Below are 23,783 nucleotides of genomic sequence, written 5' to 3' on the forward strand. Positions count from 1 at the left end.
TTATCCTTTCCTTAAATAGCCGTAAATAACCTGATAAGTTGCAGGTAGCCCTTGTGTTGTACGAAAACTATCATATGCATTTATTAAAGTATTTAATTGCTGGCGAGTTGTTAATCCTTTATGACGTTGTGGATTAATATTATGTGCGCCTATTCCCTTTAAATCGTTCATTAATAATTTCAAATTAGGATAATAACTTTTCTCAGCAATACATTGAGTATCTTGAATGATGAATCTACTACTATGTATTAATTGTTGATAATGTTGATAGTTAATAAAACTATTAACATGAATATAACTATCTACAGCTTGCCAACTTTGTTTTAACTCCCTTAATGTACCATCACATAAACTGGTAAATAGAAAGATACCTTGCGGTGTTAAAACTCGGTACACTTCATCAAGTACAGCTGAAAAGTCATGACACCACTGTAAAGCTAAATTAGAAAAAACAAGATCTATACTATTATCTTTTATAGGGAGCTGTTCTGCATCTCCAGCTATCCAGCTATTGATTGTTACAGATTGTTGAGCTTGTTTTAACATTCCCTCTGCTAAGTCTAGGCCACATAAAGCTGCTTGTGGAAACTTTTTGTTTAATTGTTGAGTAAAATAGCCTGTACCGCAGCCTAGATCTAAAATACTATTAGCTTGGAAAGCATCTGGTAACCTGTTTAATAGATTTTTACCAATAGTCCTTTGTAACTCCGCAGAATGGTCATAACTAGTAGCTGCTTTGGAGAAAGAGTCGGCAATATCCAATTTACTGGGTTTGCTTATTGCATTCATGAGTTAGCCTTAATAAATTGATCTACTTTTTCGGCTATCAATTGGTATGACTGTACAGGAAAAGCATGCCCAGTACCTTTTAGTAACTCTACACTAGCCTCTGGTAACAAATCAATTATTGCCTTGCTACAGCTACTTGGAACTAATGTATCTAACTCTGCTAACAAGTGGTATTGTGACCCTTTATACTGTTTTAATGCCTGTTGTGTATCTAATACAGCCAAAAGATCTAAACCTGCATTAGCTTGCTCTGTAGAATAATCTGGTAAACTTTGTTGTAATTGCCTTACCAGTTGCTTAGCATCCGCACAACCTTGAGCAACTAGCTGTAGAAAACGTTTTATTGTTTGCTGTGGTGATTGAAGATAATTTTGTTGGAAATTTATAAATGTATCTTCTGCCATTGCCGTAGGCCAATCTATTTGGGCTTTAAAACAAGTATTACTAGCCAAAGTTATCAATCCTAAGCACTGCTCACTATATTGTTGAGTCATTTGACTGAGTAATTGCCCGCCTAAAGACCAACCTAACCAATAACTTTTTTCTGTTAACTGTTTTGCAAGACTAGATACCCACCGTGTAGAATCTACTAAATAAGGTAAATCAGCCAGCTTAACTTCATATCCTAATGTTATTAACTGATTAGCTAGGTTTTCTAATGGTACTGTTCCTATTCCCCAACCTGTTACTAAAAAGATTGATTGTTTCATTTATTAGAACCTTTAAAACGCTGCCAACAAATAGTTAATGCCTCTAATAGTTGTTCAACATGATTCTCAGTATGTGCAGCGGTTAAAGTAATACGTAATCTGGCACTACCATCAGGAACAGTGGGGGGACGGATAGCTGTCACTAAAATATGTTGTTCTTTTAAAGCTTCAGAAAACTGTATAGCTTGTTCGCTTGCGCCTATTAGAATAGGTTGAATGGCTGTTTGGCTATCCATTAAAGGCAGACCTATTTGCTCTGCCCCTTCTCTAAATAATTTAATCAATTTATTTAAATGTGTTCTACGCCAAGCTTCCTCTTGAATTAACTGGAGACTTTGTAAGGTAGCTGCTGCTATAGCAGGTGATTGGCTAGTGGTATAAATATAAGGGCGAGCAAATTGGATAAGTGTTTCTATTAACTCCTCACTACCTGCAATAAAAGCGCCTGATGTACCAAAGGCTTTACCTAAAGTACCAATTAATACAGGCACATCTGCGGTGGTTAAGCCAAAATGCTCAACAATCCCGCCACCATTTTCACCTAACACACCAAAACCATGAGCATCATCTACCATTACCCATGCTTGTTGTTGTTTGGCTATTTGACAAATAGCAGGCAGGTTAGCTAGATCACCATCCATACTAAATACGCCATCAGTTACAATCAGCGTATCACCTACTGCTCTTTTTGAACGTAGTTGTAAATTATCAGGGTTATTATGCTGATAACGAAAGAAACGAGCACCACTTAATAAACCTGCATCTAGCAATGAAGCATGGTTTAAGCGATCTTCTAAAATAGTATCTTGTTTTCCCACTAAACTAGTAACTGCTGCTAGGTTAGCCATGTAGCCTGTAGTAAATAATAATACCCGCTCACGCTTCGTCCATGTTGCTAATTCAAGCTCTAGTTGATGATGAGGTTCACTGTGACCAATAACTAGATGAGAAGCACCACCACCCACTCCCCACTGTTTCGCACCTATTTGTAAAGCTTCAATTACTTTAGGATGAGCAGCTAAACCTAAGTAGTCATTGCTACAAAATGCCAAGTAGTTCTGGCCATTTATCTTAACTTCTGGCGCTTGTGGGCTTTGTAAATTCAAGCGCGTTCGATAAAGGTGTTTAGCTTTTTGCTCAGCACAACGAGCAGCCAAATCAAAGCTCATGATAACTCCTAATTAAGCTTTAGTAGCATCATAAAACATACTGGACTGACGTTGCTCTAATACTGCTTGCTCAATGGCTGCTTGATGTACTTCATCAGCATGATCTTGTCTTTGCTCAGGCTTAATGCCTAGCTTTTTAAATAAGGCACGGTCTTTTTCTGCTTGGGGGTTAGCCGTTGTTAATAATCTATCCCCATAGAAAATCGAGTTAGCACCTGCTAAAAAGGCTAAGGATTGCATTTGCTCATTCATTTGCTCACGACCAGCTGATAAGCGTACATGTGATTTAGGCATCATAATTCTTGCTACGGCAAGCATTCGAATAAAATCAAAAGGCTCTACATCTTCTGCATTTTCTAAGGGCGTACCTTTTACTTTTACTAGATTATTAATAGGTACACTCTCAGGATGCTCAGGTAAATTAGCTAATTGAATTAATAAATTAGCACGATCATCCAATGACTCCCCCATACCTAAAATGCCACCTGAGCAAATTTTCATGCCTGCTTCACGAACATAAGATAATGTTTGTAAACGCTCACTATAAGTACGGGTAGTAATAATATTGGTGTAAAAATCAGGTGAAGTATCTAAGTTATGGTTATAGTAATCTAGTCCAGCATCAGCTAACTGCATTGCTTGCTCTTGATTTAAACGACCTAATGTCATACAGGTCTCTAAACCCAATGCTTTAACACCTTTTACCATTTCTAGTACATAAGGCATATCTTTAACAGTTGGATGTTTCCACGCAGCCCCCATACAAAAACGTGTTGAGCCTATTTCCTTGGCGGCCTTAGCCTCTTCCAAAACTTTTTGTACTTCTAGTAATTTTTCTTTATCAAGTCCTGTGTCATAATGGCCTGATTGTGGACAATATTTACAATCTTCTGGACAGGCTCCTGTTTTAATAGATAACAAGGTAGATACTTGTACCTGATTAGCATCAAAGTGCTGACGGTGTACTGTTTGAGCTTGGAAGATTAAATCATTAAAAGGCATCGTAAGCAAATTGCGAACTTCTGCTAAAACCCAATCATGGCGAATAGCACCTAATGTCATCTAAGTATCCTTAATAATAGTAATTACAGGCTAATAATTAACTAATCATAATAGGATTATCCTAGTTATTGTCAACTATTTTTATATCATCGGTTTACATTTGTTTATTTATTAAACAAAAAAATATTTTGTTAGCTAATTATAAATAGTAAAAATATACTAAAATGACTATTTTAATTTATTTTATTAATTTTAAAGCCTTTTATAACAATCTCTTAACACTAAAAACTATTTAAAAACAACAATCGATATAAAAAATAAATCATATAGTTAGTTTTTATTAATTTTTATAATTAATCACATATCCCTATACTTTATACAAGTTTTCAAAAACAGTCCTCATTGGAGAGATAATATGACTAATAAAACGATTTTAACTTCAGCTAGCGGTGCTCCTGTAGCTGACAATCAAAACTCTCGTACTGCTGGCAAGCGTGGTCCAGTGACTTTAGACGACTTCCATTTAGTTGAGAAATTAGCTCACTTTAACCGTGAAAATATTCCTGAAAGACGTGTTCATGCTAAGGGTTCAGGCGCTCATGGTATATTTACAGTGACTAACGATATCACTAAATATACTTTTGCAAAACTATTCTCAAAAGTAGGCAAACAAACACCAATGTTTGCTCGCTTCTCTACGGTAGGTGGTGAACGTGGTTCTGCCGATACTGCACGTGATCCACGCGGTTTCGCGTTAAAATTCTATACTGAAGAAGGTAACTTTGATTTAGTGGGTAATAACACACCTGTATTTTTTATTCGTGATGCTATTAAATTCCCTGACTTTATTCATACTCAAAAACGTGACCCAAAAACTAACTTAAAATGCCCTCGTATGATGTGGGACTTCTGGTCACTTTCTCCTGAGTCATTACATCAAGTAACTATTTTATTCTCAGATCGTGGTATTCCTGATGGTTATCGTCATATGCATGGTTTTGGTAGTCATACATATAGCTTAATTAACCAAGATGGGGTTCGTACTTGGGTTAAATGGCACTTTAGAACTAAACAAGGTATTAAGAACATCCATCCTAAAAAAGCTGAAGAGTTAGCAGGTACTAATCCAGATTGGGCTCAAGATGATTTATTCCATGCGATTGAGCGTGGAGATTATCCAAAATGGGGGGTTTATATTCAAGTAATGACTGAGAAACAAGCCAGTGAGCGTACTGAAAACCCATTTGATGTGACTAAAGTGTGGTCACAAAAAGAATTCCCATTAATTGAAGTGGGTGAATTTGAATTAAACCGTAATCCTGAAAACTACTTTGCTGAAGTAGAACAAGCTGGCTTTGCACCTAGCAACGTTGTGCCTGGCACAGGTTTATCACCTGACAGAATGTTACAAGGTCGTGTTTTTGCTTATGCTGATGCACAACGTTATCGTATTGGTACTAATTATCAACAATTACCAGTAAATGGGCCTAAATGCCCTTATCATACCTATCAACGTGATGGCTCTATGCGTTTTGATGGTAATAGTGGTGGTATGCCAAACTATGAACCTAATAGTTTTGAAGATGCACCTAAACAAACTAATATTAAAGAACCTATTTACCCTGAATCTAATTCAGGCCCAGCTTATCAGTATGATCATCGTGAAGATACAGATTACTACAGCCAAGCAGGCGCTTTATTTAGATTAATGAATGATGAGCAGAAAGCTTTATTAATTGATAACATTGTTAATTCAATGAGAGGGATTGATGAGACTATTCAACGTCGTCAAATTGAGCATTTCTTGAAAGCTGATCAGGCTTATGGCGAAGGTGTTGCTAAAGGCTTAGACATTAAATAAGAATTTAGGATTGAGCTTACATCAAGCTCAATCCTTTTTCATAATAAAATATTAATCACACTTAGTTGCTAATTTTACAATCTGTGCCTTATAAACAGAGTCATCTTCTGAGGCAAACTCAATAAAACTCTTAATATGACCTTGTGCCTTTAACATACCTGTAGTAAACGTTTCATCAATAGTATCTACCTTAAACTCTTTGCCTTTATCATCATAAGCTTTAAAGCACACTTTTGATAAATCTACAGCTTTTGGCCCAATATTTAGTAACTCCACATTAAAGCTCTTTACATAAAATACTTTATTACCTACAGAAACAGCACTTAACTCACCTTGATTTGATCTCACCATTACGGTGTCATAGGGAGTTTCAGCAAAAACATTGATAGCTAGTAGTAACCCAAAACCTGTTGCTATTACTTTTTTCATTAATAAAACCTCATTATCATACAGATAAAACTTCAATTTTTATTATAGTAAACATTAGGCTAACTTTTGTGTGCTAGGCTCCTTTCACTTCCTCTAATAAATTTGGATGTTTATCTAATATTTTCAATAACTTAACTACAGATACAGGAGGTACAGCCTTACCTGTTTCATACCGTGAAAAAGCGTTTACACCCCCACCAAAAATATCTGCGGCTTCTTGTTGAGTAAGCTCTAACTTTTTACGAACCCGTATTATAAATTCTGGGTTTATTTCTTTAGCATTTACTTTTTTATTTAAAATGGTTGCTGCATCACTAATTAATCGACTAATCTCCATATCATAGATAACTTCATCGCAACCTGTACAATATAAACCTGGTAGTTTTTTGAGGGTTACACTTTCACCTTTATAAGCATAGGTAAAATCTTTCCTATCCCTGACTAACTTTGCACCACACTCTGGACATTTATTAATAGTCATCATCGCTCCCTCTTTATATTACTTTGTATAACCATAACAAACTTACTAAATATTAATACTTTACGACTCATACTAACCTATAAGGTTAGCAACATCAATTAGTATCATGGTCTAATATAAAGTAAAAAATTCTTTATAATTCTGATTGTTATTTATTATAACTAAGTAAAATTAATTACAGGTTAATTTTGACCATATTGTCACTATTTGCTTTTCATCTAATTGTAATTTTAATAAATCAACAAAGTTGTTTTGGTAATCTCTTAACAGCTGCTTACCATCAGGGATTATCCCCTTTTGTTTACGATTTAACAAACGACAAGGGACAACTTGTTGCACCATTTGACGTTGTTGCTTTTGTGTATCTGGGGCGGTATCAATCTGATCATTAACAACCCCTAATACAGTTCCTAATGAATTAGTTTTAGGTACATTATCACTACGAATTAAGAAATCATAAAATTGCATATAATTTAATACTGAAAACTTTTCTTTTGTTGTTAGATCTTGCTGTTCTTGCTCTAATAAATTTGACACAGGATTGTAGGCTAACAAAGAGGCTTCTAATAAATAATCTTCTTGGGCATGATAAAAACGCCCCTGCTCTATTGCTTGCTGCATTAAAAAGCTATAAGCAACAACAATAACCAATGGCACTAGCAAATAATTAATTACTTTCTTTTTCATGGTTATTTAGCCTCACAAGAAAGGTTAAGTATTTGCAACCAATCATTATTAACTGTCTGTATATATATTGCCTTTAATTGTTCCATATTTTGTTTATTATCTTTAGCATTATCATTAAAAAGTACATCATAATAATCTTTTGTTATGGGGTGTTTTAAACGATAACGTTGTAAATCACAGAGTAATAACTTATTTTCTTGCTCTTTTATCGCCAGTTCTTTAAAACTAAATAAACGAACAATTCGATTAATATTTTTACCATTAACAGACCAATCTATTATTTTACTGTTTAAATTAGCTTCTATTAGTGCATCACTAGGTAAATTTGTAGCCTCAATGGTTTTCATTTGATTCCATGCTAATTTAGGAGCTTCTAAATAGCGTTGATAATATCTAGCGTTATGAAATCCTTTCAATAACATATAAAAACTACCTGGAATCACTATTACACAAATAAAAGCAATAATTACCCGTTTTATAATTACTTTAGACATATTAATATACTTATTTAAATTTCCATTAATAGCCTTGTCTAATCCTTCGCATAAATCATAAACAAGAGTTGTAACAAGTGACTAACTGTATTAAATTAGCGGCCAAAGTTATGAGCAAGTATAGGAAATAAGTTAATGACTTCCGATATTTTATCCCTATCAATCACTATAGTGATTGTTATTATTATAGCGATTGTAGCAATTAAAGTGATTAAAAATTATCTTGATGATTAAAAACAAGATTCTATTCTTTACTTATATGGCACTGTATAAAACGTTATACAATTACTAATAAATTACTCATACTACTTATCGTTTTAAGTTATGATACAAATCTAGCCATAATTATCCTGTATCCCCTTAGGAGAAACTAATGTCCTTTTTGGTGTTACTTATTTTAATTGCTGTAGAAAAGTTTTCTAATGGCCGTCATCGCATCCAAAAAGATTCCTTTTGGTTAAACCAGCTACAACAATGTGAAAATCAAACTTCTCAAGCAAGTAGTGCAAACCATGCAATATTCAAGCTAACCATATTACCTGTCATTATTATTGGTATTATCATTTTCTTGCTTCACAATATATTTCACGGCATTTTCTTATTCTTTATTGATATAGCGATTATGCTTTACGCATTAGGGCGTGGTGATTTAGTACAACGCTTTGGTTCATTCCGTGATGCATGGCGACGTGATGACCAAGAAGGCTTAAAAATTGCTGCTGAACGAGATCTTGGTTTAACTGATATAGATACAGAAAACCCTAACCAATTACTTCATCAAGCCCAAAGCAAACTATTATGGCAGAGCTATGAAGGTTTTTTTGCTGTTATTTTCTGGTACATGTTATTAGGTCCTCTTATCCCTCTTTTCTATCGTTTGATTGCTCTTGTTGACGATTTAACCGTTAATGAACAACTACGAGCAAAGGCCTCTTTTATTCGCTATTATTTAGACTGGTTGCCTAGCCGTATCCTAATTTATAGCTTTTGCTTAGTTGGTCACTTTACCACTTGCTTTGATGTGCTTATAAAAGAGCTTTTTAATAAAAAACTATCTGCTAAAGAGTTAATAAATAAAGCAGGTATTGCAGCAGTACAAACACAAGAAGTTAGTGAAGAAGGAGAACAAATATCTTCTTTGGACATATTATGGAATCTACTGATTAGATCAGCCATATTATGGTATGTTATCTACGCATTATTTATTATTTTTATCTATTAAAGCCTATTGATTAGTAATTATATGCTTTAATTACTTAATACTACCCCTACTAATCAATAGCTAGTTAATTTAAATGATAGAACCTCATTTTAGTCTCTGCTAAAATTAACCCTTATTTTTAACAACTACTGGAATCTTTGGCATGAGTATAAAAGCAGATAAGTGGATTCGCCGTATGGCATTAGAACATGGCATGATTGAACCTTTTGTTGAACGTCAAGTTCGTACAGAAGGTGCTGAAAAGCTTATTTCTTATGGTGTTTCTAGTTATGGTTACGATGTACGTTGTGCCAATGAATTTAAAGTATTTACCAATATTCACTCAGCCACTGTTGACCCCAAGCACTTTGATGAAAAAAGCTTTGTTGATATTGTAGGCGATGTATGTATTATTCCACCTAACTCTTTTGCCCTTGCTCGTACGGTTGAATACTTTCGTATTCCACGTAATGTACTGACTATTTGTTTAGGTAAAAGTACTTATGCACGTTGCGGCATTATCGTTAATGTAACGCCGTTAGAACCTGAGTGGGAAGGTCATGTAACCTTAGAGTTCTCTAATACCACTAACTTACCTGCCAAAATCTATGCTAATGAAGGCGTGGCACAGATGTTATTTTTAGAGTCTGATGAGGTATGTGAAATTTCTTATAAAGATCGTGGTGGTAAATACCAAGGTCAAACAGGTGTTACCTTACCAAAAGCTTAATATAAAGGGGATTTTAATCCCCTTTTTTATACTTTAAATACTGCAAAATCCACTGCCATTTCTGTATTGGCAAATATTGCCCTACATTCGTCGACTAAACGTCCATTATCTATAAGCTCATAACGTGCACTAATATGAGTAATAATCAATTTTTTAACATTTGCTTGTTTGGCAATGGTAGCTGTTTGGGTAGTAGACGAATGACCATATTTTTCAGCACCCTCTGTTAATGAACCTTCTACAGTGGCTTCATGTACCATAATATCTGCATTATTGGCTAACATGATAGATGATGGTGTAGGCTTTGTATCACCAAAGATAGCAACTACTTTTCCTTTGTCAGGTGATTTAAGCAAATCTTTACCATTAATAACACGGCCATCTTCCAAGGTAACTATTTGTCCCTCTTTAAGATATTTTAAGTGGGGGCCTGATGGGATATCCATAGTTGTTAATAAATCAACATCCAAATGCCCTAATTTATCTTTCTCAACAATCCTATAACCATAGCTAGCCACCCTATGATTTAAAAGAGCTGTAGTAACAATAAACTGCTCATCTTCAAAAATAACACCCTCTTCAATTTCTACGACATTAAGGGGATATGGGATATAACTTTCAGAAACTTTTAGTACAACTTCTAAAAACTGTTTAATCCCTTTTGGGCCATATACAGTCAACTCACCTGCTTCATTTCTAAAAGAGCGACTACCCAATAAACCTGGTAAACCAAAGAGATGATCACCATGTAAATGAGTTATAAAAATTTTGTCTATTTTATTAATTTTTAATCTTGTCTGTAAGAATTGATGCTGAGTTCCCTCCCCACAATCAAACAACCATAATGTATTACGCTCTGCCATTAAATTAAGCACACAACTAGTAACATTACGTTCTTTAGTGGGTAAACCTGCTCCAGTGCCTAAAAAAACTAATTCCATATATTTCCTGACAATACTTTTGTCTTTACTAATCACTTTTTGTCTATGTATAGTATCTCAACACACTAGCAAAGGGAATGATCAATGCTTATTCAACCAGCGACTATAACTGACCTGCCTGCCATTTTAGAACTGCAAAAATTAGCTTATCAAAGCGAAGCCAAATTACTCAATAATTTTAATATACCACCGCTTAAACAAACACTTATAAATGTTGAGGAGGAGTTTAAGAAAGGTATTATTTTACCCATCATCAAATTATTGGTTCTGTAAGAGGCTATACAAATGACAATACCCTCCATATTGGCAAACTTATAGTACACCCTAATCAACAAAATCAAGGGTTGGGCACATTGCTTTTACTGACTATAGAGAAATACTACCCTCAGCTACGTTATGAACTTTTTACCAGTACTAAAAGCAAAAAAAACTTAGCGCTTTATCTTAAAAATGGTTATAAGGAATTTAAAAGGCAAAAAATAAGTGACAATTTGGATTTTGTTTTTTTAGAAAAACAATAGTTTTCCACTGTAAATACTTTATTACTAATCAATATTAACTCGTTTATTAACTACTAATAGCCATACTCTATTAGTTTGGCACGCACAATATTTCTACTAATCCCTCTTTCTCTTGTGATATAACTATAAAAAAAGGCCAAGCATTAATGCTTGGCCTTTTTTACTTATTAGCAATGCTAATAATTATTTCATTGGCCAACCAGTTAACTCTGATAACGCTTTGCCAATGTCTGCTAAAGAACGCACAGTTTTAACACCAGCATCTTCTAAGGCAGCAAATTTTTCATCAGCAGTACCTTTACCACCAGAAATAATTGCACCCGCATGGCCCATACGTTTGCCAGCAGGAGCTGTTACACCAGCAATATAAGAAACTACAGGCTTAGTTACATTAGCTTTAATAAATGCAGCTGCTTCTTCTTCTGCACTACCACCAATTTCACCAATCATCACAATTGCTTCAGTTTTAGGATCTGCCTGGAATAGCTTTAAGATATCGATAAAGCTAGAACCTGGAATTGGGTCGCCACCAATACCAACACAAGTAGATTGACCGAAACCAGCATCAGTCGTTTGTTTCACCGCTTCATAAGTTAACGTACCAGAACGAGAAACAATACCCACTTTACCTGGTAAATGAATGTGACCTGGTTGAATACCAATTTTACATTCACCCGGAGTGATAACACCTGGGCAGTTAGGGCCAATAAGTACCACGCCTAATTCGTCACACTTAACTTTAGCTTCTAACATATCGATAGTAGGAATACCTTCAGTGATACAAACGATTAATTTGATACCACCAAATGCAGCTTCTAAAATAGAATCTTTACAGAAAGGAGCTGGTACATAGATAACACTGGCATCTGCACCTGTAGCTTCTACCGCTTCTTTTACTGTATTAAATACAGGCAAACCTAAATGAGTAGTACCACCTTTACCCGGAGTAACACCACCCACCATTTTAGTACCATAAGCAATTGCTTGTTCTGAGTGGAATGTACCTTGGCTACCAGTAAAACCTTGGCAAATAACTTTAGTATCTTTATTAATTAAAACGCTCATTATTTACCCTCCGCTGCCGCTACCACTTTTTGTGCAGCATCAGTTAAACCACTTGCAGCAATAATATTTAGGCCACTTTCAGATAATACTTTAGCACCTAATTCAGCGTTATTACCCTCTAAACGAACCACTACAGGTACTTTTACGCCTACTTCTTTTACTGCACCAATAATACCTTCAGCGATCATATCGCAACGTACGATACCACCAAAGATATTTACTAATACGGCTTTAACATTTGAGTCAGAAAGGATAATTTTAAACGCTTCGGTTACACGTTCTTTAGTAGCACCACCACCAACGTCTAGGAAGTTAGCTGGTTTGCCACCGTGTAAGTTTACAATATCCATGGTACCCATTGCTAAACCAGCACCGTTAACCATACAACCGATGTTGCCATCTAATGCTACATAATTAAGTTCAAATTGTGCAGCGTGTGCTTCACGTGGGTCATCTTGTGATGGATCGTGCATTTCACGCAATTTAGGGTGACGATATAAAGCATTACCATCAATATTAATTTTAGCGTCTAGGCAGTGTAAGTTACCATCTTTCTTAATCACTAATGGATTGATTTCTAATAACGCTAAATCATAATCTTGGAACAATTTAGCTAAACCTAAGAAGATATTAGTAAATTGTTTGATTTGATCGCCTTTTAAGCCTAATTTAAACGCTAAATCACGGCCTTGGAAAGGTTGTGCACCTACTAATGGATCAATGGTCGCTTTTAAGATTTTTTCTGGGGTGTCATGAGCTACTTTCTCAATTTCAACACCACCTTCAGTAGACGCCATAAATACGATACGGCGGCTTGAACGATCAACTACTGCACCTAAATATAATTCTTTATCAATATCAGTACATGTTTCTACTAAAATTTTACTAACAGGTTGACCATTAGCGTCTGTTTGATAAGTAACTAATCTTTTACCTAACCATTGTGCTGCAAAAGCTTTTGCATCAGCTGGGTCTTTTACTAATTTTACGCCACCAGCTTTACCACGACCACCTGCGTGTACTTGAGCTTTAACAACCCACTCAGTACCACCAATAGTTGTACATGCCGCAGCGGCTTCTTCTGGTGTATCTACTGCGATGCCTTTCGATACAGGTAATCCATATTCAGCAAATAACTGTTTACCTTGATATTCATGGAGATTCATAAGCTATACTATCTCTTTGGTATTGCTATGTTTAGATGATACGGAATCGTACCACCACCTAATTGCCAGCTTGTTTATTGACTACTTTCTGGCGAGTAAATGGGGCAATAAATGCCCCATTTGAAGACGGTTATTAACGTTTTTTGCGGTTAGCAACGTGAATAGCATGTCCATTTACTGCTAGTGCGGCTTCGTGAACAGCCTCAGAAACGGTTGGATGTGAGAAGATCATCATACCTACATCTTCTGCACTTGAACCAAATTCCATTGCAATAGCAATTTGTTGTACTAGTTCTGCTGCACTTGGGCCAATTACATGACCACCTAAAATACGATCAGTTTTAGCATCAGCAATGATTTTTACAAAGCCTGTAGTATCATTAGCTGCCATAGCACGACCACTAGCTGCAAATGGGAATACACCTATGTTGATTTCAACACCTTCTGCTTTTAAGGTTTGTTCATTTTTACCAACCCATGCAATTTCTGGGTGAGTATAAATAACACCTGGAATTAAATCGTAGCTCATTTGTGCTTTATGACCAGCAATGCGCTCTACTACCATAATACCTTCTTCAGAAGCTTTATGGGCTAGCATTGGGCCGCGTACTACGTCACCAATTGCATAAACGCCTGGTACGCTAGTTGTGCAGTAGTCATCAACAAAGATAAAGCCACGCTCATCCATGTTCACACCACTATCCGCAGCGAGTAAATCAGTAGTTACTGGGCGACGACCAACAGCTACAATTACTTTATCAAAAGTGATTTTTTGCTCGCCTTCAGCATCTGTGTACTCAACAGTAACTGTTTTACCTTTAGTGCTAGAGCCTGTTACACGGGCACCTAATTTAATATTAAGACCTTGTTTAGTTAATACTTTTTGAGCTTCTTTGGCTACTTGCTCATCTACTGCTGGCAGGAATTTATCCATTGCCTCTAATACAGTAACTTCTGAACCTAAACGTGCCCATACAGAACCTAACTCAAGACCAATTACACCCGCACCAATTACGCCTAAACGCTTAGGTACGGCAGTAAAGTCTAATGCACCTGTAGAATCTACAATAGTATCACCATTTAATGGTGTAGGTGGAATTTCAATAGGACGAGAACCAGAAGCAATAATTACATTTTCAGCTGCAACAGTTTCTACTTTACCATCTAAGCCTGTTACTTCTACTTGTTTGTTAGCTAATAATTTGCCATGACCTTCTAATAAGGTAACACCATTAGCTTTAAATAACATGCCAATACCACCTGTTAAATTCTTAACAATGGTATCTTTACGAGCAATCATAGTACCTACATCCATGGCTAAACCTTTTACAGCAATACCATGAATTTTAAAAGACTCTTCAGCTTCGTGGTATTTCCACGTACTATCTAATAGAGCTTTAGAAGGAATACAGCCAACATTCAAGCAAGTACCACCTAAAGAGGTCTTGCCTTCTTTACCTTGATATTTTTCAATACAAGCAGTTTTAAAACCCATTTGTGCAGCACGAATAGCAGCTACATAACCACCAGGGCCTGCTCCAATAACAACGATATCAAATTTTTGACTCATAATTTTATCCCTTGTATGTGTATATTCTTACAACAGAGTGACTTTAATTCATTAAGAATGATGTTAACTAATGCATCATTACTACTATACTTTTTAGAAAACCGCAATAAACCTTCAAGCCGCTAAGCGGCTTGAATTATACATTACACATCTAACAATAAACGAGCAGGATCTTCTAATAAATCTTTCATTGTTACTAGGAAGCTAACGGCTTCTTTACCATCAATCATACGGTGATCATAAGAAAGTGCTAGATACATCATCGGTAAAATAACTACTTGACCATTTACAGCCATAGGACGCTCTTGAATTTTATGCATACCTAAAATAGCAGTTTGTGGTGGGTTAACAATTGGTGTTGAAAGTAATGAACCGAATACCCCACCATTAGAAATAGTGAATGTACCACCTGTCATTTCTTCAATAGTTAATTTGCCTGCTTTAGCTTTTTTACCAAAATCGGCAATACCACCTTCAATTTCTGCAAGGCTCATAAACTCAGCATTACGAAGTACAGGTACTACTAAACCACGGTCGCTTGATACAGCTACACCAATATCTTGATAACCATGATATACCACGTCATTACCATCAATTGAAGCATTAACACCAGGGAAACGTTTTAATGCTTCAGTAGCAGCTTTCACAAAGAAAGACATAAAGCCTAAACGCACACCATCATGTTTCTTTTCAAATAAGTCTTTATATTTAGAGCGTAAATCCATAATAGGCTTCATATTAACTTCATTAAAAGTAGTTAACATTGCCATAGAAGATTGTGCTTCAACTAAACGCTCTGCTACCTTAGCACGTAAACGTGTCATTGGCACTCGTTTTTCAACACGATCACCAACTGCTACTTGAACGTTTGTAGTAGCTGCTCTTGGTGCAGTAGAAGCAGCAGGTGCAGATGATTTATTAGCAATCGCTGCAACTACATCTTCTTTAGTAATACGACCACCTTTACCTGTACCTTTAATAGTAGCTGGGTCAATATTATTCTCTTCTGCTAATTTACGTGCTGCTGGAGCTAAAATTGGATCTTCATCAGATGTTTCTGTTACTGATGCAGGAGCTGCGGTTGGAGTAACTTCAGCTTTAGCAGCTGGAGCAGCTGATGCTGTAGCACTTTCATCAACACTACCAATCACTTCATTACTTAAAACAGTATCACCTTCATTTTTAACAATAGTTAACACACCATCAGCAGGGGCAACTACCTCTAACATTACTTTGTCAGTTTCAATCTCGACCAGCAATTCGTCACGCTTGACGGCTTCGCCAGATTTTTTTAACCAGTTAGCAATAGTACCATCAGCGATGGATTCGGGAAAAGAAGGCGCTTTAATTTCTTGAGCCATTGTAAAATTCCTTAAATTTATTAGAGGGCGCCCATGCGCCCATCTGATCGAGTATTAAACAGTAAATGCGTCTTGCAATAATTTCTCTTGCTGTTCAGCATGCATTGATGGATAACCACAAGCAGGTGCCGCAGAACTATCGCGGCCAGCATATTGTAAATCTAATGGTGGATTGTATTCGGCTGCCGCACGACGAATATTGTGCTGACTGCAATACCATGCACCTTGATTCATAGGTTCTTCCTGACACCATACTAAACGTTTTAGATTTGGATAGGTTGCCATAATTCTATCTAAACTCTCATTAGGGAATGGATAGAGTTGTTCTATACGAACAATAGCAATATTGTCTTGTCCTTCCGCACGACGTTTTTCCAATAAATCGTAATATACTTTACCACTACATAAAATAAGGCGATCTACTTTCTTAGGATTAATATCATCCACTTCAGGAATAATAAGCTTAAATGATCCCTCTGCCAATTCTTCTAAAGTAGAAATGGCTAGTTTATGACGTAATAAAGACTTCGGACTCATTATCACTAGCGGCTTACGAATTGGACGTACCACTTGACGACGCAATAAATGGAATATCTGTGCTGGTGTAGTAGGTACACATACTTGAATATTCTGGTCTGAGCAAAGTTGTAAGTAACGTTCTAAGCGTGCGGAAGAGTGCTCTGCACCTTGACCTTCATAACCATGAGGCAACAGCATAGTAACGCCACTTAAACGTTCCCATTTAAGCTCACCACTGCTGATAAACTGATCGATAACAACCTGCGCACCGTTGGCAAAATCACCAAATTGTGCTTCCCAAATAACTAGAGCATTAGGTGTTGTTGAAGCATAACCGTATTCAAAGGCTAACACCGCTTCTTCAGATAAGAATGAATCATAAATATCCATTCTTGGCTGACCATCGAATAAATGCTGTAATGGAACATAAACAGAATCATCTTTTTGGCTGTGTAATACAGCATGACGATGTGAGAAAGTACCACGACCGATATCTTGCCCCGTCATACGCACTGGATAACCTTCGGCTAATAAACTAGCATAGGCCAAGGTTTCTGCATAACCCCAATTAATAGGTAAAGAACCTACTGTCATTTTTTCACGATCTTCATAGATCTTTTTAACTTGGCGCTGTAACACAAAACCTTCTGGAGTTGTGGTCATCTTTGTAGCTAGATCTTGTAACTTCTTAAGATCTACTGTTGTGTCATAATAAGAATTCCACTCATGGCCAATATAAGGTGTCCAATCTACAAATAACGCTTTGTTAGGTTCTTTGACTAGACTTCTTACCACATGACGACCATTATCTAAGTCATCACGGTATTCATCCACTCTTTGCTGTGCTTCTGCTTCTGTAATAACACCTTGTTTTACTAATTCATCAGCATATAAACTACGAGGTGTATTGTGTTTAGCAATAGCTTGATACATAAGTGGTTGAGTTCCACTAGGCTCATCAGCTTCATTATGACCATGACGGCGATAACAGAAGAGATCTAACACCACATCTTTATGGAATTGCATACGGAAATCTAAGGCCATTTGCGTTACAAATAAAACAGCTTCAGGATCATCACCATTTACATGAAAAATAGGTGCCTGTACCATTTTTGCAATTTCAGTAGCATATTCTGTAGAGCGAGCATCATCAGGACGGCTAATAGTAAAACCGATTTGATTATTGATTACGATATGAACCGTACCACCTGTTTTATATGCACGGGTTTGTGACATTTGGAAGGTTTCCATTACCACACCCTGCCCAGCAAAAGCGGCATCACCATGAATAGTAATAGGTAATACAGCTTCACCTGTTGTATCCGCTCTACGGTCTTGGCGAGCACGCACTGAACCAGCCATTACAGGCGAACCAATCTCTAAATGAGATGGGTTAAAACCTAACGCTAGATGAGTTTCTCCACCTTGAGTCATTACATTGGAAGAAAAACCTTGGTGATATTTAACATCACCTACCCCAACCTTAGCACGCTTCTTACCTTCGAACTCATCGAATAATTCACGTGGATTTTTACCGAGGGTATTAACTAACACATTTAAGCGACCACGGTGTGCCATTGACATGACAACTTCTTTTACACCATAAGTACCAGAGCGTTGAATCAACTCATCAACCATCGGGATAAGTGCATCACCACCTTCTAAACTAAAACGTTTTGCACCTGGATATTTATTACCTAGGTATTTCTCTAATCCTTCAGCAGCCGTTAAACGTTCTAATAAATGCTTTTTAACATCTGATGAGTATTGTTGACGACCTTTGACATGCTCAAAACGGCGTAATAACCAACGACGCTGTTCTGTGTCAATAATATGCATGCACTCCATGCCAATGGTACGGCAATAAGTATCTTTTAAAGTAGCAATTATCTCACGCAGTGTTGCTTCTTTTTTATCAGTGAATAGATCACCACAAGAGAAGGTAATATCTAAATCTGCCTCAGTAAGCTCATTATCATGCAAAGATAATGCTTCTGGCACTGGACGCTGCCACAAACCTAAAGGATCAAGATTAGCAACCTGATGTCCCTGCATACGATACATCTGAATTAAACGCAGTACTTTTACTTGCTTCTTCTCGTGATCACTAGATACGCTGGCAGCAGCAACAGGTTGTGCTCTGTTTTGGGTCTTGGCCAGCATTACAAAATAATCACGAATTGGAGAATGCGGTACATCTGCACCATTTGAGGCAGCAGGCAGCTTTTGGAAGTAAGTACGCCATTCTTCAGGAACTGCATTAGGATCATGCAGATATTGTTCATAAAGCTCATCTACATAGTCTGCATTATCCGCAGATAAATAAGCGCTATCCCACAATTGTTGCATCATGCTTTCGGGCATGTCAGGTCACCTTCTATTAAAGCACTGCACTGAAAGAAAAACCATTCTGTTTTTATTTTTATTAAGCAAAGAGATAAAAGCAGCGTGGACTTTAGTCAGTGTAAAAACCAGCTCAGTGCTCCTTTGGTTTATTCAAAATACAAATTAACTACAAGTAAAACACTTGCGCCTATGGCAAAATGCCTCTTACTATTATAAGAGGCATTTTAATTTTTTTAAGTTCCGCTTTGTAACAACATACTGCGGATATGTCCTATCGCTTGTGTGGGGTTCAAGTTTTTGGGGCAAACATGAACACAGTTCATAATGCTCCGGCAACGGAACACGCTGAAAGGATCATCCATCATTGCTAGACGTTTTTCCGTGTAAGTATCACGGCTATCCGCCAAGAAACGATATGCCTGCAATAATGCAGATGGACCTAAGAACTTATCAGGATTCCACCAGAATGAAGGACATGAAGTTGAACAACAAGCACAAAGAATACACTCATATAAACCATCTAACTTATCACGCTCTTCAATACTTTGAAGACGCTCAATAGCTGGTGCTGGCGTATCATTTTGTAAATAAGGCTCAACTTTTTCGTATTGTTTGTAGAAAATATTCATGTCTACAATCAAGTCACGAATAACAGGTAAACCTGGTAATGGTCTAATAACTAATTGCTCACCTGCTTTTACCACTTCTGACAATGGAGTAATACAGGCTAAACCATTTTTACCATTAATATTCATACCATCTGAACCACAAACACCTTCACGGCATGAGCGACGATATGAAAAACTTTCATCTTGTTCTTTTACAAGCTCAAGAACGTCAAGCACCATTAAATCTTTACCACCAGTATCAATCTGGTAAGTTTTCATACTAGGTACTTTATCTTGATCAGGATTATAGCGATATACACTTACTGAGAGCATGACAATCCCCTATTAATAAACACGTTTTTTAGGTTCAAAAGCTGGTACAGTCTTAGGAGCAAAATTCACTGCTCGCTTACTTACACGTTTTTCCCCAGGGAAATAAAGTGTATGACATAACCAGTTAGTATCATCACGCTCCTCATAATCTTCACGAGCATGAGCACCACGAGATTCTGTACGAACGTTAGCCGCAATCGCCGTAGCTTCAGCAACTTCCAATAAGTTTTGTAACTCAAGTGCTTCCATTCGTGCAGTATTAAATGCCATGCTCTTATCAGTGATTTTCACATGTTCAATACGCTCACGTAAAGTAGCAAGCTCTTTGATACCTTTTTCCATGTATTCACCAGTACGGAATACACCGAAATAGTTTTGCATACAATTTTGTAGTTCACGTTTTAATGGAGCTACTTCTTCGCCTTCAACACGCTCATTTAATGAAGTTAAACGCTTACTTGCAGCTTCAATATCAGTTTGGCTAGCTGCACGGTATTCAATACCTTCTTTTAATGCTTTCTCAAGGTATAAACCGGTTGCACGACCAAATACTACTAAGTCTAATAATGAGTTACCACCTAAACGGTTAGCACCATGTACAGACACACAAGCAACTTCACCTACTGCATATAAACCTTCTACAACTACATCATTGCCATTAGCATCTTGAGTTAATGCTTGACCATGAATGTTAGTTGCAATACCACCCATCATATAGTGACAAGTTGGTACTACAGGAATTGGAGCAGTCACTGGATCTACGTGAGCAAATGTTTTAGAAAGCTCACAAATACCAGGTAAACGACTATGTAGAACCTCTTCACCTAAGTGATCAAGTTTTAATAATACATGGTCTTTATTAGGACCAACACCATTACCTGCTAAAATCTCTTTAACCATTGAACGAGCAACCACATCACGACCTGCTAAATCTTTAGCATTCGGTGCGTAACGTTCCATGAAGCGCTCGCCATCTTTATTAATTAAATAACCACCCTCACCACGGCAACCTTCGGTTACTAATACACCAGCACCATAAATGCCCGTTGGGTGGAACTGCCACATTTCAATATCTTGTACAGGTACACCTGCACGTAATGCCATACCAACACCATCACCTGTATTGATGTGAGCATTAGTGGTAGAAGCATAAATACGACCCGCACCACCAGTAGCTAATACCACTGCTTTAGAGCGGATATAAACAGTTTCACCGGTTTCTAAACAGATAGCAATAATACCTACTACAGCATTATCTTGATTTTTTACTAAATCAACTGCATACCATTCTGTTAAGAACGTAGTGTTATTTTTTAAGTTATTTTGATAAAGGGTATGTAATAAGGCATGACCTGTACGGTCCGCTGCTGCACAAGTACGTGCTGCTTGTCCACCTTCACCAAAATTTTTAGATTGACCACCAAAAGGACGTTGATAAATACGACCAGTTTCAGTACGTGAGAATGGTAAACCCATATGGTCTAATTCAAATACAGCTTCAGGACCTACTGAACACATATATTCAATAGCATCTTGGTCACCAATATAGTCAGAACCTTTAACAGTATCATACATGTGCCAACGCCAATCATCATTAGGATCGGCAGAAGCAATTGCACAGGTAATACCACCTTGTGCTGATACAGTATGAGAGCGTGTTGGAAATACTTTAGTTACAACCGCTGTTTTATAACCAGAACTGGATAATTGTAAACCGGCGCGCATACCTGCACCACCACCGCCAACAACAATAGCATCAAAAGAAAGAGTACGTATAGTAGACATAGTTTTTTAAACACCCCAAAGAATCTGTATACCCCAGACAAAAATCACAAACATTAACATGCCACATAGTGCTTGCACTAAGAAGCGAACGCCAGTAGCCCACTTACCTAAAGCCATACGTGTTAAATAGTCTGTAGTAATTGTCCACATACCTACCCAAGCATGAACGCTTAAACAAAGTAGTGCTAGTAAACTATAGGTACGCATCCATTTATTGTGGAAAAGACTATACCATTGTGAATAGTCAAGATTAGGGTTACAAATAACAAAACCTACTAAAAAAACAAAGTATGTTGCCAAAATAACGGCCGATACACGCTGTGCCATCCAATCGAATAAGCCTGAGCGTGAAAAATTCGTGACATTAGTTACCATATTATCCACACTCCTGCAATCACGATAAGGATTACTGAAACGATTAATACTACTTTAGCACCGAAACGGCCACCCTCAAGAGATTCACCAATACCTAAGTCCATAATCAAATGACGAATGCCTGCAACTAAGTGATAAATTAACGCAGAGAGCATACCCCAAACGATAAACTTCACAAAAAAGTTAGACATCCACGATTTAACTGTGGCAAAGCCTTCTGGACCAGATAGTGATCTATCCAGTAAGAAAAGCGCGATAACAAGTGAAACAAAAAGGATAACACCAGAGATACGGTGCAGAATGGACGCATAAGCTGTAATAGGTAGCTTGATAGTCCGAAGATCAAGATTTACGGGTCGTTGGCTATTCACGTTTCTATTCATCTTTATAAGCCCCTTAAGTGGGAGCGGTTATTGGAAAGAATTAAACTACTCAAAGGTCAATATTATTAGCTTTGATTAACCTCACCGCCTTATGTGGCAGATAGCCGCACAGTATAGTCGGTTATTTCTATATTGACAACTAGATATATGGTTAAGTTCACTATTTTATTTATATTTTCAGTTATTTCCCCCTCCCTTTGTCGTATTACTGTTTTTATTACCTAAGACGAGAAATTTACTTATTATAACTGATTAAAAAAAAACTTCCCTATAAAAATATAGGGAAGTTTAATTATTATTACACTAATATTAAGGATGTTGCTCTTTAAGATCTTGTGAGCTAGGTGGTGGCAGCAAATCTTCACGAGTTAATTTTAACCACACTAACACGGGACCTGCTATATAAATAGAAGAATAAGTACCTACAAATACACCAATTAACATAACCAATGCAAAACCACCTAAAGATGGACCGCCAAAGATTAATAAGGCAATCAGCGCCATAGCCGTTGAAGTTGAAGTAGCTATGGTTCTTAGCAAGGTTTGTGTAACAGAAACATCAATATTCTCAATAATATCTGCTTTACGTAATACACGGAAATTCTCGCGAACACGATCATAAATAATAATCGTATCATTCAAGGAATAACCTATCATGGCTAATATTGCAGCAAATACTGTTAAATCTACAGGTATTTGGAAAAAAGCAATAACCCCAAGCGTTACAATTAAATCGTGGAATAATGAAGCAATAGCACCTAAACCAAATTTCCATTGGAAACGAAATGCTAAATAAATCAGAATACCTGCTAATGCTAATAAACAGGCAATCCCCCCTTTATCCAAAAGCTCTTTACCAACCTGTGCACCTACAGTCTCCGCACTAATTAGTTCAAACTTATTATCAGGGTCTATACGATGTAATTTAGCAGCTACTAAATTACCAACATTTGCTTCATCATTTTTTAAACGAATTAACACACTGTTGGTAGAACCAAAGCTTTGCACAATCGCATCATCAAACTTTTGCTCTTGTCCTGGCTCTGCAGTAGCTAACTCTAAACGAATTTTTTCTAAATCAGCTGGTTTTTCATAGAGTAATTCAATAGAAGTACCCCCTGTAAAATCCAAACCAAGATTTAAACCCTTATGAAACAGACTTACTAAACCTACAATAGTAATAAGTACCGTAATGACAAAAGCAACATTACGGATTTTCATAAAATGAATAGTGGACTTAATCATAGTAATATCACC

At 36.8% G+C, this 23,783-nt stretch carries 24 protein-coding genes; 5 read left to right on the plus strand and 19 right to left on the minus strand.

Going from position 1 to position 23,783, the window contains the following annotated elements; translation table 11 throughout:
• From bioC to bioB, 4 genes are read right to left on the minus strand one after another with little or no spacing between them, the layout of a single operon-like run.
• Complete coding sequence (gene bioC / locus ACQVD9_RS09880) at positions 1–789, minus strand: malonyl-ACP O-methyltransferase BioC (protein WP_264745871.1); 789 nt, start codon at positions 787–789, stop codon at positions 1–3.
• Positions 786–1,499 (minus strand): alpha/beta fold hydrolase, encoded by a 714-nt coding sequence (locus ACQVD9_RS09885; protein WP_264745872.1) that lies wholly within the window; start codon positions 1,497–1,499, stop codon positions 786–788. Before ACQVD9_RS09885 ends, bioC begins: the two co-directional genes overlap by 4 nt.
• Positions 1,496–2,668, minus strand: a complete 1,173-nt coding sequence (gene bioF, locus ACQVD9_RS09890; RefSeq protein WP_264745873.1) for an 8-amino-7-oxononanoate synthase — start codon at positions 2,666–2,668, stop codon at positions 1,496–1,498. Before bioF ends, ACQVD9_RS09885 begins: the two co-directional genes overlap by 4 nt.
• A 12-nt stretch (positions 2,669–2,680) precedes the next feature.
• Complete coding sequence (bioB, locus tag ACQVD9_RS09895; protein ID WP_264745874.1) at positions 2,681–3,730, minus strand: biotin synthase BioB; 1,050 nt, start codon at positions 3,728–3,730, stop codon at positions 2,681–2,683.
• A 355-nt stretch (positions 3,731–4,085) separates the two neighbouring features.
• Here bioB and ACQVD9_RS09900 point away from each other — a divergent pair, with 355 nt between their 5' ends.
• Positions 4,086–5,531: a catalase gene (locus tag ACQVD9_RS09900; RefSeq protein WP_264745875.1), complete on the plus strand. Its 1,446-nt coding sequence runs from the start codon at positions 4,086–4,088 to the stop codon at positions 5,529–5,531.
• A 51-nt stretch (positions 5,532–5,582) separates the two neighbouring features.
• Here ACQVD9_RS09900 and ACQVD9_RS09905 read toward each other — a convergent pair whose 3' ends face one another.
• The 4 genes from ACQVD9_RS09905 to ACQVD9_RS09920 form a co-directional block, all read right to left on the minus strand.
• Positions 5,583–5,960, minus strand: coding sequence for a DUF4354 family protein (locus ACQVD9_RS09905; RefSeq protein ID WP_264745876.1), 378 nt, complete (start codon positions 5,958–5,960; stop codon positions 5,583–5,585).
• Between the two features lie 73 nt (positions 5,961–6,033).
• The gene (locus ACQVD9_RS09910) at positions 6,034–6,441 is read right to left on the minus strand and encodes a type II toxin-antitoxin system MqsA family antitoxin (protein ID WP_264745877.1); all 408 of its coding nucleotides are present in this window, start codon (positions 6,439–6,441) and stop codon (positions 6,034–6,036) included.
• Positions 6,442–6,612: 171 nt separating this feature from the next.
• A complete protein-coding gene (locus ACQVD9_RS09915; protein WP_264745878.1) occupies positions 6,613–7,128 on the minus strand; it encodes a hypothetical protein in 516 nt (171 codons plus the stop codon).
• A 2-nt stretch (positions 7,129–7,130) separates the two neighbouring features.
• Positions 7,131–7,622: a hypothetical protein gene (locus ACQVD9_RS09920; protein ID WP_264745879.1), complete on the minus strand. Its 492-nt coding sequence runs from the start codon at positions 7,620–7,622 to the stop codon at positions 7,131–7,133.
• A 373-nt stretch (positions 7,623–7,995) separates the two neighbouring features.
• Here ACQVD9_RS09920 and ampE point away from each other — a divergent pair, with 373 nt between their 5' ends.
• A complete protein-coding gene (ampE, locus tag ACQVD9_RS09925) occupies positions 7,996–8,844 on the plus strand; it encodes a regulatory signaling modulator protein AmpE (RefSeq protein ID WP_264745880.1) in 849 nt (282 codons plus the stop codon).
• 142 nt (positions 8,845–8,986) lie between these two features.
• Complete coding sequence (dcd, locus tag ACQVD9_RS09930) at positions 8,987–9,553, plus strand: dCTP deaminase (RefSeq protein WP_264745881.1); 567 nt, start codon at positions 8,987–8,989, stop codon at positions 9,551–9,553.
• Between the two features lie 26 nt (positions 9,554–9,579).
• On the opposite strand, the gene rnz is transcribed toward dcd, so the two are convergent.
• The gene (gene rnz / locus ACQVD9_RS09935; RefSeq protein ID WP_264745882.1) at positions 9,580–10,494 is read right to left on the minus strand and encodes a ribonuclease Z; all 915 of its coding nucleotides are present in this window, start codon (positions 10,492–10,494) and stop codon (positions 9,580–9,582) included.
• Positions 10,495–10,578: 84 nt separating this feature from the next.
• Between rnz and ACQVD9_RS09940 the strand changes: the two genes are divergently transcribed.
• Positions 10,579–10,767, plus strand: coding sequence for a hypothetical protein (locus ACQVD9_RS09940; RefSeq protein WP_264745883.1), 189 nt, complete (start codon positions 10,579–10,581; stop codon positions 10,765–10,767).
• Positions 10,768–10,796: 29 nt separating this feature from the next.
• Positions 10,797–11,015 carry a GNAT family N-acetyltransferase gene (locus ACQVD9_RS09945; protein WP_413774194.1) on the plus strand — a complete coding sequence of 73 codons (219 nt, stop codon included), beginning with the start codon at positions 10,797–10,799 and terminating at the stop codon, positions 11,013–11,015.
• A gap of 183 nt (positions 11,016–11,198) precedes the next feature.
• Here the strand turns inward: ACQVD9_RS09945 and sucD are convergent, their stop codons facing one another.
• From sucD to secF, 10 genes are all read right to left on the minus strand, one after another.
• Positions 11,199–12,080: a succinate--CoA ligase subunit alpha gene (gene sucD / locus ACQVD9_RS09950; RefSeq protein WP_264745884.1), complete on the minus strand. Its 882-nt coding sequence runs from the start codon at positions 12,078–12,080 to the stop codon at positions 11,199–11,201.
• Positions 12,080–13,246 (minus strand): ADP-forming succinate--CoA ligase subunit beta, encoded by a 1,167-nt coding sequence (gene sucC, locus ACQVD9_RS09955; RefSeq protein ID WP_264745885.1) that lies wholly within the window; start codon positions 13,244–13,246, stop codon positions 12,080–12,082. Before sucC ends, sucD begins: the two co-directional genes overlap by 1 nt.
• A gap of 133 nt (positions 13,247–13,379) precedes the next feature.
• Positions 13,380–14,816: a dihydrolipoyl dehydrogenase gene (gene lpdA, locus ACQVD9_RS09960; RefSeq protein ID WP_264745886.1), complete on the minus strand. Its 1,437-nt coding sequence runs from the start codon at positions 14,814–14,816 to the stop codon at positions 13,380–13,382.
• A gap of 143 nt (positions 14,817–14,959) precedes the next feature.
• Positions 14,960–16,177, minus strand: coding sequence for a 2-oxoglutarate dehydrogenase complex dihydrolipoyllysine-residue succinyltransferase (odhB, locus tag ACQVD9_RS09965; RefSeq protein ID WP_264745887.1), 1,218 nt, complete (start codon positions 16,175–16,177; stop codon positions 14,960–14,962).
• 54 nt (positions 16,178–16,231) lie between these two features.
• Positions 16,232–19,060, minus strand: coding sequence for a 2-oxoglutarate dehydrogenase E1 component (locus ACQVD9_RS09970; protein ID WP_264745888.1), 2,829 nt, complete (start codon positions 19,058–19,060; stop codon positions 16,232–16,234).
• A gap of 215 nt (positions 19,061–19,275) precedes the next feature.
• A complete protein-coding gene (locus tag ACQVD9_RS09975; RefSeq protein ID WP_264745889.1) occupies positions 19,276–19,983 on the minus strand; it encodes a succinate dehydrogenase iron-sulfur subunit in 708 nt (235 codons plus the stop codon).
• Between the two features lie 12 nt (positions 19,984–19,995).
• On the minus strand, positions 19,996–21,768 hold the full coding sequence (gene sdhA, locus ACQVD9_RS09980; protein ID WP_264745890.1) for a succinate dehydrogenase flavoprotein subunit: 1,773 nt from the start codon (positions 21,766–21,768) through the stop codon (positions 19,996–19,998).
• A 6-nt stretch (positions 21,769–21,774) separates the two neighbouring features.
• Positions 21,775–22,143 carry a succinate dehydrogenase, hydrophobic membrane anchor protein gene (gene sdhD, locus ACQVD9_RS09985; protein ID WP_264745891.1) on the minus strand — a complete coding sequence of 123 codons (369 nt, stop codon included), beginning with the start codon at positions 22,141–22,143 and terminating at the stop codon, positions 21,775–21,777.
• A complete protein-coding gene (gene sdhC / locus ACQVD9_RS09990) occupies positions 22,137–22,514 on the minus strand; it encodes a succinate dehydrogenase, cytochrome b556 subunit (RefSeq protein ID WP_264747884.1) in 378 nt (125 codons plus the stop codon). Before sdhC ends, sdhD begins: the two co-directional genes overlap by 7 nt.
• Before the next feature lie 321 nt (positions 22,515–22,835).
• Complete coding sequence (gene secF, locus ACQVD9_RS09995) at positions 22,836–23,771, minus strand: protein translocase subunit SecF (protein WP_413774151.1); 936 nt, start codon at positions 23,769–23,771, stop codon at positions 22,836–22,838.
• Positions 23,772–23,783: the final 12 nt, after the last annotated feature.

This window comes from Entomomonas sp. E7T21 (assembly GCF_058693955.1).

Excerpts from the sequence above, each read along its gene's own strand:
- ACQVD9_RS09940 (WP_264745883.1), top strand. The coding sequence starts at position 10,579 with ATGCTTATTCAACCAGCGACTATAACTGACCTGCCTGCCATTTTAGAA.
- rnz (WP_264745882.1), bottom strand. The coding sequence starts at position 10,494 with ATGGAATTAGTTTTTTTAGGCACTGGAGCAGGTTTACCCACTAAAGAA.
- bioC (WP_264745871.1), bottom strand. The coding sequence starts at position 789 with ATGAATGCAATAAGCAAACCCAGTAAATTGGATATTGCCGACTCTTTC.
- ACQVD9_RS09970 (WP_264745888.1), bottom strand. The coding sequence starts at position 19,060 with ATGCCCGAAAGCATGATGCAACAATTGTGGGATAGCGCTTATTTATCT.
- sdhA (WP_264745890.1), bottom strand. The coding sequence starts at position 21,768 with ATGTCTACTATACGTACTCTTTCTTTTGATGCTATTGTTGTTGGCGGT.
- sucC (WP_264745885.1), bottom strand. The coding sequence starts at position 13,246 with ATGAATCTCCATGAATATCAAGGTAAACAGTTATTTGCTGAATATGGA.
- ACQVD9_RS09915 (WP_264745878.1), bottom strand. The coding sequence starts at position 7,128 with ATGAAAAAGAAAGTAATTAATTATTTGCTAGTGCCATTGGTTATTGTT.
- lpdA (WP_264745886.1), bottom strand. The coding sequence starts at position 14,816 with ATGAGTCAAAAATTTGATATCGTTGTTATTGGAGCAGGCCCTGGTGGT.
- ACQVD9_RS09905 (WP_264745876.1), bottom strand. The coding sequence starts at position 5,960 with ATGAAAAAAGTAATAGCAACAGGTTTTGGGTTACTACTAGCTATCAAT.
- bioB (WP_264745874.1), bottom strand. The coding sequence starts at position 3,730 with ATGACATTAGGTGCTATTCGCCATGATTGGGTTTTAGCAGAAGTTCGC.
- ampE (WP_264745880.1), top strand. The coding sequence starts at position 7,996 with ATGTCCTTTTTGGTGTTACTTATTTTAATTGCTGTAGAAAAGTTTTCT.
- ACQVD9_RS09910 (WP_264745877.1), bottom strand. The coding sequence starts at position 6,441 with ATGACTATTAATAAATGTCCAGAGTGTGGTGCAAAGTTAGTCAGGGAT.
- odhB (WP_264745887.1), bottom strand. The coding sequence starts at position 16,177 with ATGGCTCAAGAAATTAAAGCGCCTTCTTTTCCCGAATCCATCGCTGAT.
- sucD (WP_264745884.1), bottom strand. The coding sequence starts at position 12,080 with ATGAGCGTTTTAATTAATAAAGATACTAAAGTTATTTGCCAAGGTTTT.
- ACQVD9_RS09900 (WP_264745875.1), top strand. The coding sequence starts at position 4,086 with ATGACTAATAAAACGATTTTAACTTCAGCTAGCGGTGCTCCTGTAGCT.
- ACQVD9_RS09975 (WP_264745889.1), bottom strand. The coding sequence starts at position 19,983 with ATGCTCTCAGTAAGTGTATATCGCTATAATCCTGATCAAGATAAAGTA.
- sdhD (WP_264745891.1), bottom strand. The coding sequence starts at position 22,143 with ATGGTAACTAATGTCACGAATTTTTCACGCTCAGGCTTATTCGATTGG.
- ACQVD9_RS09920 (WP_264745879.1), bottom strand. The coding sequence starts at position 7,622 with ATGTCTAAAGTAATTATAAAACGGGTAATTATTGCTTTTATTTGTGTA.
- dcd (WP_264745881.1), top strand. The coding sequence starts at position 8,987 with ATGAGTATAAAAGCAGATAAGTGGATTCGCCGTATGGCATTAGAACAT.
- bioF (WP_264745873.1), bottom strand. The coding sequence starts at position 2,668 with ATGAGCTTTGATTTGGCTGCTCGTTGTGCTGAGCAAAAAGCTAAACAC.
- ACQVD9_RS09885 (WP_264745872.1), bottom strand. The coding sequence starts at position 1,499 with ATGAAACAATCAATCTTTTTAGTAACAGGTTGGGGAATAGGAACAGTA.
- secF (WP_413774151.1), bottom strand. The coding sequence starts at position 23,771 with ATGATTAAGTCCACTATTCATTTTATGAAAATCCGTAATGTTGCTTTT.